Source organism: Nocardioides alpinus, from assembly GCF_900112035.1.
In the GTDB taxonomy this organism is placed as follows: Bacteria; Actinomycetota; Actinomycetes; order Propionibacteriales; family Nocardioidaceae; genus Nocardioides; species Nocardioides alpinus.
Window position 1 is genome coordinate 86,229 of sequence record NZ_FOKC01000014.1, and the last position, 14,674, is coordinate 100,902.

Below are 14,674 nucleotides of genomic sequence, written 5' to 3' on the forward strand. Positions count from 1 at the left end.
CATCCAACCAGCAGGTGCTCAGGTGAGCAGCAGCCTGTCGAGGCGACGGCGTACGACGAGCAGGCCGACGACACCCATCACGACGAGGTAGACGACCGAGACCGCCGACTCCCAGGTGACGACACCGGTGGTGAGCTCGCGGCACAGCACGACCCCGCGGTAGAGCGGCGTGGCCTCGACGATCCAGCGCAGCACCCCGTCGCCGAACGCCTCGACCGGGAAGAACGTCGCGGAGAACAAGAACATCGGCATCTGGGCGAGGGTGATCTTGTCGAAGTCCTGCCAGCTCTTCATCCACGTCGTCAGCGCCATGCACACGGCCGAGAAGGCGAAGGCGATCAGCACGGCCGCGGGCAGCGCGAGGACGCCCCACCACGAGTCGACCAGCCCCATCAGGACCATCACGACCAGGAAGGCCGCGGAGTAGACCGAGCCACGGATCAGGCCCCACGTGATCTCTCCGCGGGCGATGTCGCCGGTCGTCAGCGGGGTCGCCAGCATCTGGTCGTAGAGCTTCTCGTACTTGAGCTTGAAGAAGACGTTGAACGTCGAGTCGAGCAGGGCGCCGTTGAAGGCCGAGGTGGCCAGCATCGCCGGCGCGACGAAGGCGGCATAGTCGATCGCCTCGCCGTGGAACTCGAAGGTGTCGATCAGCTGGCCGACGCCGATGCCGATCGAGAAGAGGTAGAGGACCGGCTCGAGGAAGCCGGTGAGGAAGAGCTTCCAGGCCGACTTGTAGACGATGAAGTTGCGCAGCACCAGCACGCCGGCGGCGTCCACCGGCGACAGCGGTGCGGGGATGACCGGGGGGTCGATCGAGGCCACGTCAGACCTCCAGCCGCTTGTCGAGGCCGGTGACGGCCCAGCGCCACCCGACCGCCGAGAGGACCACGAGCACGCCGACGTTGACCGCGGCGAGACGCCAGTCGACGGTGTCGAGGCAGAACATCCGCGACAGCGAGACGCCGTGCCACAGCGGGGTGAGCCGCGCGACCCACTCGAGGACGGGCCCGAGGTTGGTGATCGGGAAGAAGGCGCCCGAGAAGAGCGTCAGCGGGAGCACGCCGAGACGGAACAGCACCCCGAAACCCTCCTCCGACCTCAGCCGCGCGGAGTAGCCGAAGACGAGCGTCGCGAACGCCATCCCCACGAGCACCTGGGAGAGCCACGCGAGGAGCGGACCCCACCAGGTCTCGAACACCCCGAACGGAGCGAGCACCAGCATGAAGACCGCGCACGCGGAGGCGACGCGGAAGAGCACGAAGAGGAGGAACGCGTTGACGAGGTCGCGGACCGCGAGCGGCGTCGCGAGCTGGGCGTAGAAGGTCTTGTGCCACTTGATGGCGCCCATGACCGGGTAGGTCGTCTCGCTGACAGCCATGGTCATCGCGTGCGCCGCGACGAGACCGGGCACGACGAAGGCGAGGTAGGACGTCGCACCCTCGAGCTGGTCGGGGTCGCCCTCGATGAAGCCGCCGAGCAGGACTCCCATGGCGACGACGTAGAACAGCGGCGTGGCGAACGAGTTGACCACTCCGCCGCGCCAGGTGCGCTTGTAGACCGTCGCCCAGTAGTCGTACTGGCGGGCGACCCCCTCGACGACCGAGAGCGAGCCGGTCGGCCCGGCCGTGGGTCGGCTCGTCGACGGCGTCGTGCCGGTGGCCATCAGTCCGCCAGGCTTCGGCCGGTGAGGCGCAGGAAGACGTCCTCGAGGGTGGAGCGGCGTACGAGCGTCGCGATCGGGTGCAGCCCACGCTCGAGCACCGCAGTGACGACCTCCTCGCCGTGGTCGCTGTAGACGAGGAGCCGGTCGGGCAGCACCTCGACGCGCTCGCCGAGGTCAGCGACCTTCTCGGCCAGGCCCTCGTGCTCGCCGACCCCGAACCGCAGCTCGGCGACCTCGCGGGTCGAGTGGGCGTCGATCAGCTCGCGCGGCGACCCCTCCGCTGCGATCACGCCCTTGTCCATCACGACGAGCCGGTCGCACAGCTGCTCGGCCTCATCCATGTAGTGCGTGGTGATCACGAGGGTCACGCCGGCCTGCTTGAGGCGGAAGAGCTGGTCCCACAGCACGTGCCGTGCCTGCGGGTCGAGACCCGTGGTCGGCTCGTCGAGCAGCAGCACGTCGGGGTTGTTGATGAGGCTGCGGGCGATGGTGAGGCGGCGCTTCATGCCTCCGGACAGGTCCTCGACCTTGGACCTCGCCTTGTCGGTGATCTGGGCGAACTCGAGCAGCTCGTGGGCGCGGTCGCGGCAGGTGGCACGGTCGATGCCGAAGTAGCGGCCGTAGATGTAGAGGTTGTCGAACACGTTGAGCTCGTTGTCGAGCGTGTCCTCCTGGGGGCAGACACCGAGACGGCTGCGGATGGCCGGCCCGTCGGTCGCCGGGTCCATGCCCAGGATCCTCAGCTCGCCCGAGGTCACCGGGCTCACCGACGCGATCATCCGCATCGTGCTCGACTTGCCGGCACCGTTGGGGCCGAGGAAGCCGAACGCCTCGCCCTTGCGCACCTCGACGTCGATGCCCTTCACTGCCTCGAGGTCACCGAACGACTTGCGGAGTCCCCGGGCCGAGATCATGGATTCCGTCACGTCGGCCGACATTAGATCAGGCCGGGGACAACGCGGTAACCCCTATTCCCCGACCGGCCGCGCTCCCCACTGCTCCTCGTAGGTCGCGTGGTTGCGCCCGCCGTCGGTGAAGTCGTAGGGCAGCGTCGGAACCAGCTCGCCCTCGCCGTCCTCGACGGTGACGAACAGCTCGTCCAGAGGTGTCACCCGGCTCTTCCACACGATCTCGGCCACCTCGTCCTGCACGCCGGTGTCCCCCGCGCCCGTGCTCCGGAGCTCGACCTTGACGCCGGCGCCGTTGGTGGGCGAGGACGGATAGCGCTTGAGCGTCAGCAGCTCGCGGATGCCGTCGAGCTCCTCGAGCTGCCGGCGGATGGCGGCGACCTCCTGGGTGCACTCCCCGCACCCCTCTTCGGCGGTCGAACCGTTCGTCGCGGAGCCGCCGGAGGAGCCGCCGGAGGAGCTGCACGCGCTCGTCAGCAGCACGCCGACCAGCGCCATCACGATCGTGGGTCGCACCATGCGTGTCATCCTCTGGTGATCTGGAAGGTCGAGACGCCCTCCACCGTTCCGCTGAGGTAGCCATCCTGCTGCATCTGTCGGACCTGGTCCTGGATGGACCCGTTGGTCGACGCGTCGGCAGCGGCAGCGCCGTTCACGTAGTGGCGGATGGCGTGGTTGTCCGCGACGTCGGAGGACCCCTCGTCGTCGAACTTCACCGTGGTCCGGTGGGGATCGTCGGGGTTGTCCTCCCCGTCGAGCAGGGGCACCGCGTCACCGCGGTTCTCGAAGTGGATGGCACTGGTGCCCGAGGGCAGGTCCGGCACCTGGGCCGTCGGCGAGCCGGCCGTGACGACGTGCTGGACGTTGAAGTGGCGGTTGAAGTCGGGGTCGGCGGCCAACGACGTGGAGACCATGCCGCCCTGGGAGTGACCCACCAGCATGACGTCCTTGCCCTCGAGGCCGGCGTCGAGCATGGCCTGCTGGATGCCGTGACCGTAGGCGGAGTCCATCCCACCGATGAGCTGGTAGTTGGTCTCCATGTCGCGCGAGTGCTCCCCGTCCTGGGGGACCGGGCTCATGTCGTCGGTGCCGGGGATGTAGACGATGAATCTCTCCTGGCCGTTCTCGACGATCTTCTGGATCTGGATCGCCCCGTGACGGGTCGGGTCGTCGTTGTCGATCTCGTTGGTGTCGTTCAGCGACCTCATCAGGTCGGCCAGCGAGCCCGGCGCGTGCGACTGCGCCAGGGTGGGGTCGATGCCGTCGAGCTGGCGGACGTCGAAGGCCGTGTCGTTGCCGAGGAGCAGTGCCAGCAGCCGGGCGGCGTCGTTGGTGGTCGCCTGGTCGACCGGACCGTCGCCGGGGTTGAGCAGGCCGAGGCCCGGCACGAGCGACTCGAGCAGTCCTCCCCCGCTGTTGATGAGGTGCTGCGCGAGCTCGGGATGGTCGTGGAGCAGCTGGCCGAGGTCGTCCGCGAGCTGCGCCTTGAGCGCCTCCTGCTCCTCGGGAGAGAGGGTGGAGTAGTAGGCGTAGCTGATCCCTCCGGCGGCGAGCAGCGCCGGCAGCGCGGCCACGGTCCCGACGAGGAGGAGCTTGCCGAGCGCGTTGTCGAGCATCTCCGTCGCGTGCCTGGACAGGGAGTCGCTGGCCTTGAAGGCGGCCACCACGGCGCGTACGCCGAGCGCGTCCGCCTCGATCCCGATGGCCCGCACGGTCAGGCCGTCGGTGCCGGTGGTGGCGTCGAGCACCTGGAGCTCGGCGTCGCCGAACGAGACCGGGGAGAGGATCGCCGACTCCAGAAGGTCACCGTTGGCCATGATCCGGGCGCCGAGACCGGCCATCTCCACGAAGTCGCCGGCCTGGCGCTCGTAGCGCTCGGCGAGCGCGAGCATCTGCTCGTAGCCGGCCTCGACGCCGTGCGAGCCGCCGGACACGGACTCAATCGGGGGCAGGGTGCTGCTGGTCACGAGGTCACCTCCGCGGCCCGCACGGCCAGCGCACGGGGCAGGTCGACCGGGCTCCTCCGCTCGATGCGGACCATGTTCCAGCCGTCGCGCGTGAAGGGGGTGAGGGAGCGCCACCCGTCGTGGAAGAGCACCCACTCGACGATTCCGGCCCCGGGTCGGCCACGTTCGCTGCGACCCATCACGGCGGCGTGCAGTCGACCGCGCGACGAGCTCTCGAGCTGCTCGTGCCAGCGTCGTACGTCGGTGTCGTCGGCGGTCTCCAACGCGTCGAGCGAGACGCCGGTGAGCGTCATCCCGCTGTAGTCGGACGCCATCTGGTCGAGGAGCTCGAAGCGCCGGCGCTGGACGGCCTCGCCCGTGGCGAGCAGGAGGTCCCAGGGCGTCTCGACCACGTCGGGGAGGGGGTCGTCGTAGGTGCTCGCGCTGAGGGTGGCCGTGTCGACGTAGGCCGCGCGGCCGAGCTCGAGCCACCAGTCGTCGGCGGAGAGCCAGGACAGCTCGAAGGTGGCGCCGTCGCCGGTGGACAGGCACACGACCCAGTCGTCGAGGTTGCGGTGCCAGCTGCGGACGCGGACCTTGCCGCGCCGCAGGGCGACCAGCATCTCGAGCTCGACGGCGAGGACCGGGGCGTGCCAGACAGTGAGCACCGCGCGCCCCTCGACGGTGGGCGTGCCGTCCGCGACGAGGCCGGCTGCGACGAGGACGTCGTCGACGTCGGTCTCAGCGGTCGCCGGTCCGGCGGCGGGTCCCGCAGTCGGCGGCGCAGGGTCGGGGGACATCGAGCCGAGCCGGTCGCCCAGGCTGTCGAGGGAGCCGGTGGAGACGACCATCTGCGCGGCGGGCGACTCGACCGCGGCGATCTCGGCGAAGCGGTCGATGGCGGCGCGGGAGAGCCGCACGCGGCGTGGCGTGATGGTCTCCTGCTCGACCTCGTGGCCCTGGGCGTCCAGGAGGATCGCGTTCATCGTCCGCCTCCCGGCAGCTGGTCGGGCACGTCGAGCCAGTCCTTGTGGCCCTCGGGGGGCGGCTGGAAGGTGGAGAGCATCTCGTCGACGGGGTCGGGGGTCACCTTCTTGATCAGGTCGATCGCCTTGTCGGCGAGGTCGGCCAGCCGCGACTTCGCTCCTTCGATGAGGCCACGGACCCTGTGGGCGATCTCGCGGATCAGGTCCTTGAGCCGGTCGACCTCGTCGGCGTGGTGACGCAGCGCCTGCGCGGCGTCGTCGTGCTCGTCGGCCGTCCTGCGGAGCGCGACCGCACGCTCCGACATCCGCTCGCGCATCGCCTGTGCCGCGCGGCCCTCCCAGACGACGAGCTGGGACGACGTCACCAGCTGGTCGGCGTCGCTGCGGATCTCGGTGCCCTGCTCCGCCATCTGCGTGGCGAGGCGTCGGATGACTGCGGTGTCTCCATACATCTGCGTCTCCTTGACCCGAGGGCGCCGTGGCGGCTTGTGCTCTCAGATGCCCCGCCGGGGTGCGGTCCAAACCGGGTCGACGTCGGGTGTGGATGAAGTGGGCCGCCGGCTTCGTGCGCCTGCCTACGCTGACGGTGTGAACGACCGCGTCGTCGAGCCCGTGTCGCCCCACGCTCCGGCGCTCAGCGGCGTGGTGATGATGAACCAGCACTGGCGCGACCTGACCTTCCTGCACTGGGCCGTCGACCCCGCCGAGGTCGCGCACCGGATGCCGCCCGGCACACGTCCTGACACGATCGACGGGGCCACCTATGTCGGGCTCATCCCGTTCCGGATGGTCGACGCCGGGGTCGGCCGCGGCCCGGGTGTCCCGTGGCTCGGGTCGTTCCTCGAGACCAACGTCCGGCTCTACTCCGTCGACGGGACGGGCCGCCGCGGCATCGTGTTCCTCAGCCTCGACGCCGACCGCGCTGCGGTGGTGCTCGGGGCCCGTGCGGCGTTCGGCCTGCCGTATCGCTGGGCGCGGATGCGCTACGCCGCGCGTGGTGACGTCCACACCTACGACGCCCGCCTCCGCTCGCCCGGCACCCGCGCGGCCAGCCACATCGTCGTCCGTGCCGGGGCCCGCAGGGAGAGCACGCCGCTCGACGACTTCCTCAGCGCGCGGTGGGGGCTGCACCAGCGGTGGTTCGGCCGGACTCTCCACGTCCCCAACACGCACGAGCCCTGGCCGGTCCACGACGCCGAGGTGCTGGCCCTGGACGACGAGCTGATGGCATCGGTGGGCCTGCCGGGTCTCGCCTCCCGGGCGCCTGACCACGTGGGCTTCAGCCCTGGCGTGTTCACGGAGTTCGGGTTCCCGGGGGACGCGGCGAGGCCGCGCCCCTGACGTCAGGGCCGGACCGGGGCGGCCCACGACGCGAGCAGCTCGAGCCGCTCGGCTGACGGCGACCCGGGCTCGGCGGTGTAGACGATGAGCGCGAGGCCGGGCTCCGCCGTGATCGCCAGCTCCTCGTAGGCCAGCGTCAGCTCGCCGACCACGGGGTGGTCGAACCGCTTCGTCCCGGAGCCGTGGCTGCGTACGTCGTGGTCGGCCCACAACCGGCGGAAGGTGTCGCTCCGGGTGGACAGCTCGCCGACCAGCTCCTGCAGGCCACGGTCGTGCGGATCACGGCCGGCATCGGCGCGCATGACCCCGACGCACATCGCTGCGAACAGGTCCCAGTCCGGGTAGAAGTCCCGCGACGCCGGGTCGAGGAACTGGAAGCGGGCCAGGTTGGGGGTCCGTCCTCCCTCGCCGATCAGGTGCGAGTAGAACGCCCGTGCCAGCGCGTTGGTGGCGAGCACGTCCTGGTGCTGGTCACGGACGAATGCGACTCCGCGGGTGAAGGCCTCGAGGGTCCAGTGCAGGCCCGGCCGCGATGCCGACCGGGAGGTCGTACGTCGTCGGCCGCGGCCGGAGGTGGGGATCCCGTCGACCGCTCGGGCGAGGTCGAAGAGGTGGTCACGCTCGGTGTCGTCGAGCCGGAGTGCGCCTGCCAGTGCCTCCAGCACACCCGAGGAGGCACCGCCGATCTGTCCGCGCTCGAGGCGCGCGTAGTACTCGACGCTCAGGCCCGCGAGCGTCGCGACCTCGCTGCGCCGCAGGCCCGGCACGCGTCGCGAGCCGCTGACGGGCAGCCCGACCTGGTCGGGGGTGATGCGGGCGCGACGGGTGGTGAGGAACTCACGTACCTCGTGGCGTGCGTCGTCGCTGTGGTCCACCCTGCGAGCCTAGGTCCCGTCGGGCCGCTCCCACAGGGGCGAGGGGTGTCCTGCCGGTGCACCCCTCGGCAGTGCCTTCCTGTCGGGTCGGGGAGGACGTTGACTGGAGGCATGGACTCGCTCACCCGCACCGGATCACTCGGCGTCACGGCCGTGGCGCTGGCGGTCGGCACGACCGCTGCCGGCTGCGGCGCGGACGGGGCGGACGTACGCCCGTCACCGACCACGTCGTCGTCACCCGCGAGCCCGAGCAGCTCGACGCCGAGGACCCCGACCCCGCAGGAGGACCGCATGAGGATCATCGTCACCATCGGGGAGCAGCGGCTCGCTGCGACGCTCACCGACAGCGCCGCAGCCTCGGACCTGGCACAGATGCTCCCCCTGACCATCGACATGACCGACCACGGTGGGGTCGAGAAGACGGGCCCGCTGCCCGGCCCCCTCTCGCTGGCCGGACAGCCCGAGGGCGCCGATCCTGACCTGGGCGACGTCGGCTACTACGCGCCGGGCCAGGACCTGGTCCTCTACTACGGGGACCAGGGCTACTACCCCGGCATCGTGGTCCTGGGCCGGCTCGCGGAGGGCGCCGCGGACCGGGTGGCAGCGACGGCGGGCTCCGTGACGGTGACCGTGGAGGCTCGGCCATGAGCGATCCCGTCACCCTCGCGGACTTCCTCGCCCACGTGCGGCGCGGTGCGCTGATCCGGGGCGGCTCCCCCGAGCACCACTTCATGCACGGCGCAGCCCAGGAGGCGTTGCGGATCGTCGCGGACATCAACACCGGCTACCGCACCCCAGAAGAGGTGCGGGACCTCCTGTCCGAGCTCACCGGCCGACCGGTCCACCACTCCGTCACGGTGTTCCCCCCGTTCCACAGCGAGTTCGGCCAGAACCTCGAGATCGGCCGGGACGTCTTCATCAACCTCGGCTGCCGGTTCCAGGACACGGGCGGCATCACGATCGGGGACGGTTCCCTCATCGGGCACGGCAGCACCCTCACCACCCTCAACCACAGCGTCGATCCCGAGCGGAGGACCGACATGGTGCCGGCGCCGGTGACGATCGGTCGCCGGGTGTGGCTCGGGGCAGGCGTGACGGTCGTCCCGGGGGTGACGATCGGGGACGGCGCTGTCGTCGGTGCCGGCTCGGTCGTCACCCGGGACGTCGCGGCCGACACCATCGTCGCCGGGGTGCCGGCCCGGCTCATCCGGGAGACGGGGTACGCCAGCTCTCCAGACTGACCCCGACTCTGGCCCGGCCGCTGCACCCTGAGCGAGCTCAGGGTCGGACCGGGGCTGATCCCGATGGCGGGCAGCGACCGCGCGGAGGAGGCTGGAGCCACACGCCACGAACCCGGAGGACCACCATGAACGACATCCGCTCCGCCTTCGCCCGTCAGGGCCTCATGCGGTCGAGCGACCGCGCGATCCTGGGTGGGGTGTGCGCCGGGATCGGACGCCGGCTCGGCCTGACCCCGTGGGTCGCACGCCTGCTGTTCGTGGTGCTCCTGATGGTCCTGCCGGGCAGCCAGCTCCTCATCTACCCGGTGCTCTGGTTCGTGATGCCTGCCGAGGACAGCCTCGTCGCCGCGACCCACGCGACGAGAGATCAGTAGAAATGCGGATGCCGCTGTCGGAGGACAGGGGCACACTCGGAGCCATCACCCTGGGGAGGGACAGATGATCCACACCATCCTGCGCCGCAGCGCACACGCCGACCAGCTCGAGGCCGAGGTCCGCGACGCACGCTGCTGCGACGACACCGACCGATGCCCGTCCTGCCGGGCCAAGCTCGTCGAGGTCCGCGCTGCCCGCCGCGATGCGGTGCTGCACTCGATCGCCTCGGTGCGTCCGCGACGCGCGCCCCACTGACGTACGAGAAAAAACTCCTAGGGTCGATGTCGAGGAGCCCGCCGGCCGATCGACGTACGTGCGAGAAGACTCATCGACCCACCCACAGGAGTGATCGCAATGCCACGTTTCATGGGATTCGTCCGGATGGAAGAGAACATCGGCACGCCGCCGCAGTCGCTCTTCGAGGCGATGGACGCCCACATCGGTGAGCGGGCGGCCGACGGCCGGTTCGTCGACGGCGGTGGGCTCTACGGCACCGAGGACGCCGTCAACTTCGTCGTTCGCGGCGGCGAGGTCAGCCGGGTCGACGGCCCCTACGCCGAAGCCAAGGAGATCGTGGGCGGCTGGTCGATCATGGAGTACGCCACCGTCGAGGACGCCGTCGCCGACATGCAGGTCTTCGCCGAGCTCCACGCGACGCACTGGCCCGAGGTCACCGTCGTGTCGACGCTGCGCCAGATCTCCACCGGGCCCGAGGCGCCCGGCGACTGAGCAACGCTCACTACGCTGGCCCCGTGCCGGCCGAGACGACTGCGGACGACCCCACCGAGGCCGTCCACTCCGCGTGGCGGGCCGACTCGGCCCGCCTCGTGGGGGCTCTCACCCGGATGACCCGGGACGTCGAGCTCGCCGCCGACCTCGCTCAGGACGCGCTCGTGGCCGCGCTCGAGCAGTGGCCCGTCAGCGGCGTGCCGGACAACCCGACCGCGTGGCTGATGACCACCGCCAAGCGGCGCGGCATCGACCACTTCCGGCGCGCCGACAACCTCCGCCGCAAGGTCGCGGAGATCGAGGACGCGCGCAGAGGAGAGGAGGCACGGATGCCGGACCTCGACGCCCAGGTCGACCACATCGAGGACGACGTCCTCCGTCTGGTGTTCCTGTCGTGCCACCCCTCCCTCACCGCGGAGTCGCGGGCCGCGCTGACGCTGCGCCTGGTCGGCGGGCTCTCCACCGCAGAGATCGCCCGAGGGTTCCTCACCACCGAGTCCACGATGGGCCAGCGCATCTCGCGGGCCAAGAGGACCCTGTCCGAGGCGGACGCCGAGTTCGAGCTGCCCACCGGCCAGGAACGGACGGACCGGCTCGACGACGTGATGGCCGTGATCTACCTGATCTTCAACGAGGGCTACACCGCCACGGCCGGCGAGGACTGGATGCGCCCCGACCTCGCGGGTGAGGCGACCAGGCTCGCCCGGATGCTTTCCGCGCTCGCCCCCGACGAGCCCGAGGTCCTCGGACTGCAGGCGCTGCTGGAGATCCAGGGCTCGCGCACGGCCGCCCGCCTGGACGTGGACGGCACCCCGGTGCTGCTGGAGGCCCAGGACCGCACGCGGTGGGACCACCTGATGATCCGTCGCGGACTCGCCGCCCTGCGTCGGGCCGAGGAGCTCGCGGCCGACGGGACTCCGGTCGGGACCTACTTCCTCCAGGCCTCCATCGCTGCCCAGCACGCGCTCGCCGCGCGTCCCGAGGACACGGACTGGCGCCGGATCGCTGCCCTCTACGACGTCCTGTCCCGCGCAGCACCCGGACCGGTGGTCGAGGTGAACCGTGCGGTCGCCCACGGCCGGGCGTACGGACCTGGTGCGGGGCTCGCCGTGCTCGACGCGGTGGACGCAGCCGCCCTCGGGGGGTCGCCGCTGGTGCCGAGCGTTCGCGGTGACCTGCTGGAGCGGGCCGGGTTGCACCCGGATGCGGCCAGCGCCTTCGCCGAGGCGGCCCGCCGCACGAGGAACGAGGGCGAACGGGTGGTGCTGCTGCGCCGGGCCGGCGACAACCTCGCGCGAGTGCCCGACAACTAAGTCGAGGTCGGTGGCGTCCCAGACGAGAAACAGCCCCACGACCGAAGGCTCCTCATGTCTGCTCGACGCCTCCTCACGGGCAGCGCCCTGGCCCTGCTCCTCCCCGCCTCCCTGCTCGCCGGATCGCAGTCCGGCTCGGCCGCCGACGATGCCGTCGCGCCGGCCGCGAGCGTCTCGTTGCTGAAGAAGTTCACCCAGCGGGTGCGTCTCGAGGCGCTCCCCCAGATCGTCCAGCACGGCGGCCGGACAGCCGCGTCGGACGCGGCGAGGACGGCCATCACCGCCACGATCAGCCCCGTGCACGTCGGACGTCGGGTCCAGCTCCAGGTCCAGGACGGGCCCGAGTGGCGCCCCGTCGCGACCGCCCGGCAGAACAGGAAGGGCCGGGCCCAGTTCGCGGCCGCGACGACCGGCGATGGTGACGCGTTGACCTACCGGGTGAAGGCGATGGCCACTCGCGGCCTGCGCACCGTGAAGAGCCACCCGGTCAGCACCGCGCGCTGGCTCGACGCGACCTTCACCGACGAGTTCACCGGCAGCGAGCTGGACCCGGTGTGGAACCACCGCGGTCGCGAGCACTGGAGCTCGAGCCGACGCACGTGCTCCAAGGGCGACCCCCGTGCGGTCAGCGTCGCCGGGGGCGCCGCACGCCTGAGCGTCATCAAGGACCCCGACGCCACGACGCGGTGCAAGGTCCGCGGACGCGACGCGTCTCCGGGGAAGTACGCCTACCGCCTCAGCGGCCACATCGGCACCCAGGGCGCGTTCTCCTTCAGGTACGGCGTCGCCGCCGCGCGGGTGAAGTTCCAGCGGCTCCGCGGCCAGCACGGCGCCTTCTGGATGCAGCCGGTCGACGGGATGTACGCCGGCGCGGCCGGCAGCGAGATCGACGTCGTCGAGTACTTCGGGGACGACCACCCGCAGGGCGGCCTGGCGACCTTCATGCACCGCTACGACGGCAAGCGCCGCGTCTCGACCGGCGGCTGGATCCGCAACCAGGCGTCGTACCTCGCGAGCCGTCGCGACGGCTGGTCGAAGAACTACCACGTCTTCTCGGTCGAGTGGACGCCGCGCACGGTCATCTTCCGGATCGACGGCAAGGAGACCGGACGGATGAGCGGCCACATCTCCGACGTGCGGCAGTTCCCGATCCTCAGCCTGATCGCCGCGGACTACGAGATCCCGAAGATCAAGGAGCGCCGGCTCCCCCAGCACATGTACGTCGACTGGGTGCGGGTGTGGGAGACGCCCGCCCCCTAGAGGCAGGTCCGGTCGCGGCTCCGCGGGTCGTCCAGGGATCGGGTGTCGTAGGCGGGGTCGGACGGCACGCTCGCACGCCACGGACGCGCCTTGGTGAGGGCGATGTCGAACTCCGGCGCATCGCGGTCCAGCTCGACGGTGACCACGCCCTCGGCGCCGTCGACCGTGGCGAGGATGTCTCCGTTGGGGCCGAAGACGCTCGACGGGCAGAAGGTGGACGTCTCGGAGGGGTTGGTCATGCTCACCCAGTAGCAGTGGATCGCCGCGTAGGCCCGCGCCTTGACGGCGAAGACGCTGTCGACCGGGTAGGACGAGAAGAGCAGGCAGTCGACCCCGAGCCCGGCGTACTCGATGAAGAGCTCGGGGAAGTTGATCTCGACACAGACCACCAGCCCGAAGCGGTAGCCGTCGATGTCGAAGACCACGGGCTCGGATCCCGCCGTGTAGAACTCGGTCACCTCGGTGTGCGACAACCGGCGCTTGTCGTAGCGGTCCACGACCTGTCCCGCGTCCGAGATCACGTAGACGCTGTTGTGCGGCAGCCGGGGCGACGACAGGGGGTGCGCCGAGCCGAGCACCACCCAGAGCTCCAGCTCTGCGGCGAGCCGCATGATCGACTCGAGCTCGCTGCGGACGACACCCCAGTCGACCTCGGCCCAGTCGGTGATGGGGTTCTTGGCATATCCGGAGAGCGCGCCCTCGGGGAGCTGGACGAGCCGGGCACCGGCCTCAGAAGCCCTGCGCATGGCAGTCCTGATGGTGTCGCCGTTGACCCGGGCGTCCCCGCTGATCGGCACCTGCGCGAGTGCCACCCGGAATGTCGTGCTCGCGTCGTCCACTGTCGGACCCTACGACGGCGTGAGTCGGAGCAGCCTGCCGGCGCCCTCGTCCTCGAGCAACCAGATCGCGCCGTCCGGCCCTTCCTCGACGGCCCGGATCCGCTCGCCCAGGTCGTAGACCTCGGCGTCTCCTGCGCTCTCTCCGTCGAGGCCGACGCGCACCAGCGCCTCGCCCGAGAGCGCGCCGAGGAACGCGTCGCCCTGCCAGTCGGCGAAGAGGTCGCCGGAGTAGATGAGGAGGCTGCCCGGTGAGATGCTCGGCGTCCACGACCGGGCCGGAGCGGCGTACCCGTCGCCCTCGTCGTGGTCGGGGATCTCACCGCCGCCGTAGTCGCTGCCGTTGGATGCCTCGGGCCAGCCGTAGTTGGATCCGGCCTCGACGAGGTTGAGCTCGTCGCCGCCCTCAGGACCCATCTCCGAGGACCACAGGGTCCCGTCGGGGGCGAACTCGAGACCGAGCGGGTTGCGGTGGCCCCAGCTCCAGATCTCGGCGGTGACTCCCCCGGCGTCCGCCATCGGGTTGCCCGGCGCGGGGTCGCCGTCGAGGGTCAGCCGCACGATGGTGCCCAACGTGTTGCTGGTGTCCTGCGCGGGGTCGCCGAGCTGCTTGTCACCCGAGGACACGAAGAGGTGCTCCCCGTCCGGCGAGAAGGCGAGCCGGTGGCTGAGGTGGCCGTCGCCGTCCGTCTTGGGCGTCTGGCGCCAGATCACCTCGAGGTCCTCCAGGCTCGGCTCGTCGTCACCGGTCTCGAGGCGCGCCCTCCCCACAGCGGCGCCGACGCCACCGTCGCCTGCTTCGGCCCAGCTCAGGTAGACCATCTTGTCCTCGGCGTACGACGGACCCGGCAGCACGTCGCCGAGCCCGCTCTGTCCGGAGTCCGCGACAGCCGGCGTGCCCCCGACCTCGACCCGCTCGCCAGTGTCGGCATCACGCAGGTGCAGGGTGCCGCTCCGCTCGGTGATGAGCAGGTCTCCCTCGGGCAGGAACGCCATCGCCCACGGCTCGTCGAACTGGTCGACCTCCTCGACCACGAAGGGGAATCCACGGTCACCCTCGCCCGTGGCCGGCCCGAGTGCCCCGGAGGCGGCGGTGTCGGCGCACGCGGTCGCAAGCGCAGCGACGAGTCCGGCAAGGGCGAGGGGCGCTGACTTCATGCCCACCATCGTGCGCGACCGCGCCAACCCCGGCTCGTAC

Annotated in this window: 18 protein-coding genes; 8 read left to right on the plus strand and 10 right to left on the minus strand. The window is 70.9% G+C overall.

The genetic code is table 11. The features are described 5' to 3' along the window. Nucleotides 1-18: 18 nt before the first annotated feature. Genes BM127_RS20000 through BM127_RS20030 form a run of 7 tightly spaced genes read right to left on the minus strand, consistent with a single transcriptional unit; the run spans nucleotide 19 to nucleotide 5,958 of the window. The gene (locus tag BM127_RS20000; protein ID WP_091201576.1) at nucleotides 19-825 is read right to left on the minus strand and encodes an ABC transporter permease; all 807 of its coding nucleotides are present in this window, start codon (nucleotides 823-825) and stop codon (nucleotides 19-21) included. A 1-nt stretch (nucleotide 826) separates the two neighbouring features. Then, nucleotides 827-1,666 (minus strand): ABC transporter permease, encoded by an 840-nt coding sequence (locus BM127_RS20005; RefSeq protein ID WP_091201578.1) that lies wholly within the window; start codon nucleotides 1,664-1,666, stop codon nucleotides 827-829. Beyond that, nucleotides 1,666-2,592, minus strand: a complete 927-nt coding sequence (locus BM127_RS20010) for an ABC transporter ATP-binding protein (RefSeq protein WP_443678021.1) — start codon at nucleotides 2,590-2,592, stop codon at nucleotides 1,666-1,668. Before BM127_RS20010 ends, BM127_RS20005 begins: the two co-directional genes overlap by 1 nt. Nucleotides 2,593-2,634: 42 nt before the next feature. Further along, entirely contained in the window at nucleotides 2,635-3,093 is a 459-nt protein-coding gene (locus BM127_RS20015) for a hypothetical protein (RefSeq protein ID WP_091201582.1), read from the minus strand. 5 nt (nucleotides 3,094-3,098) lie between these two features. Further along, on the minus strand, nucleotides 3,099-4,541 hold the full coding sequence (locus tag BM127_RS20020; RefSeq protein ID WP_091201584.1) for a PGAP1-like alpha/beta domain-containing protein: 1,443 nt from the start codon (nucleotides 4,539-4,541) through the stop codon (nucleotides 3,099-3,101). Then, the gene (locus BM127_RS20025; protein ID WP_091201587.1) at nucleotides 4,538-5,506 is read right to left on the minus strand and encodes a hypothetical protein; all 969 of its coding nucleotides are present in this window, start codon (nucleotides 5,504-5,506) and stop codon (nucleotides 4,538-4,540) included. The genes BM127_RS20020 and BM127_RS20025 overlap by 4 nt, the downstream gene beginning before the upstream one ends. Beyond that, nucleotides 5,503-5,958: a WXG100 family type VII secretion target gene (locus tag BM127_RS20030; protein WP_091201588.1), complete on the minus strand. Its 456-nt coding sequence runs from the start codon at nucleotides 5,956-5,958 to the stop codon at nucleotides 5,503-5,505. The genes BM127_RS20025 and BM127_RS20030 overlap by 4 nt, the downstream gene beginning before the upstream one ends. Nucleotides 5,959-6,094: 136 nt before the next feature. Here BM127_RS20030 and BM127_RS20035 point away from each other — a divergent pair, with 136 nt between their 5' ends. Then, a complete protein-coding gene (locus tag BM127_RS20035; RefSeq protein ID WP_231263251.1) occupies nucleotides 6,095-6,847 on the plus strand; it encodes a YqjF family protein in 753 nt (250 codons plus the stop codon). A 2-nt stretch (nucleotides 6,848-6,849) separates the two neighbouring features. Here BM127_RS20035 and BM127_RS20040 read toward each other — a convergent pair whose 3' ends face one another. Continuing rightward, nucleotides 6,850-7,722 carry a helix-turn-helix transcriptional regulator gene (locus tag BM127_RS20040; protein WP_091201590.1) on the minus strand — a complete coding sequence of 291 codons (873 nt, stop codon included), beginning with the start codon at nucleotides 7,720-7,722 and terminating at the stop codon, nucleotides 6,850-6,852. A gap of 111 nt (nucleotides 7,723-7,833) precedes the next feature. Between BM127_RS20040 and BM127_RS20045 the strand changes: the two genes are divergently transcribed. The 7 genes from BM127_RS20045 to BM127_RS20075 all read left to right on the plus strand — a co-directional run bounded on the left by BM127_RS20045 (nucleotide 7,834) and on the right by BM127_RS20075 (nucleotide 12,640). After that, entirely contained in the window at nucleotides 7,834-8,370 is a 537-nt protein-coding gene (locus tag BM127_RS20045; RefSeq protein WP_091201592.1) for a cyclophilin-like fold protein, read from the plus strand. After that, complete coding sequence (locus BM127_RS20050) at nucleotides 8,367-8,963, plus strand: sugar O-acetyltransferase (RefSeq protein ID WP_091201594.1); 597 nt, start codon at nucleotides 8,367-8,369, stop codon at nucleotides 8,961-8,963. The genes BM127_RS20045 and BM127_RS20050 overlap by 4 nt, the downstream gene beginning before the upstream one ends. Before the next feature lie 125 nt (nucleotides 8,964-9,088). Beyond that, nucleotides 9,089-9,337: a PspC domain-containing protein gene (locus BM127_RS20055; RefSeq protein ID WP_091201596.1), complete on the plus strand. Its 249-nt coding sequence runs from the start codon at nucleotides 9,089-9,091 to the stop codon at nucleotides 9,335-9,337. A 64-nt stretch (nucleotides 9,338-9,401) separates the two neighbouring features. Then, nucleotides 9,402-9,593: a hypothetical protein gene (locus BM127_RS20060; RefSeq protein WP_091201598.1), complete on the plus strand. Its 192-nt coding sequence runs from the start codon at nucleotides 9,402-9,404 to the stop codon at nucleotides 9,591-9,593. A gap of 126 nt (nucleotides 9,594-9,719) precedes the next feature. Beyond that, nucleotides 9,720-10,067 (plus strand): YciI family protein, encoded by a 348-nt coding sequence (locus BM127_RS20065; RefSeq protein WP_231263250.1) that lies wholly within the window; start codon nucleotides 9,720-9,722, stop codon nucleotides 10,065-10,067. Between the two features lie 23 nt (nucleotides 10,068-10,090). Next, entirely contained in the window at nucleotides 10,091-11,380 is a 1,290-nt protein-coding gene (locus BM127_RS20070; protein ID WP_091201602.1) for an RNA polymerase sigma factor, read from the plus strand. A 54-nt stretch (nucleotides 11,381-11,434) separates the two neighbouring features. Further along, a complete protein-coding gene (locus BM127_RS20075; protein WP_091201604.1) occupies nucleotides 11,435-12,640 on the plus strand; it encodes a glycoside hydrolase family 16 protein in 1,206 nt (401 codons plus the stop codon). Here the strand turns inward: BM127_RS20075 and BM127_RS20080 are convergent. Together BM127_RS20080 and BM127_RS20085 are read right to left on the minus strand one after the other, a co-directional pair. Next, the gene (locus tag BM127_RS20080; protein WP_091201606.1) at nucleotides 12,637-13,479 is read right to left on the minus strand and encodes a carbon-nitrogen hydrolase family protein; all 843 of its coding nucleotides are present in this window, start codon (nucleotides 13,477-13,479) and stop codon (nucleotides 12,637-12,639) included. The two genes, BM127_RS20075 and BM127_RS20080, sit on opposite strands and share 4 nt — an antisense overlap. A 9-nt stretch (nucleotides 13,480-13,488) precedes the next feature. Beyond that, on the minus strand, nucleotides 13,489-14,634 hold the full coding sequence (locus BM127_RS20085; protein WP_091201660.1) for a PQQ-dependent sugar dehydrogenase: 1,146 nt from the start codon (nucleotides 14,632-14,634) through the stop codon (nucleotides 13,489-13,491). Nucleotides 14,635-14,674: the final 40 nt, after the last annotated feature.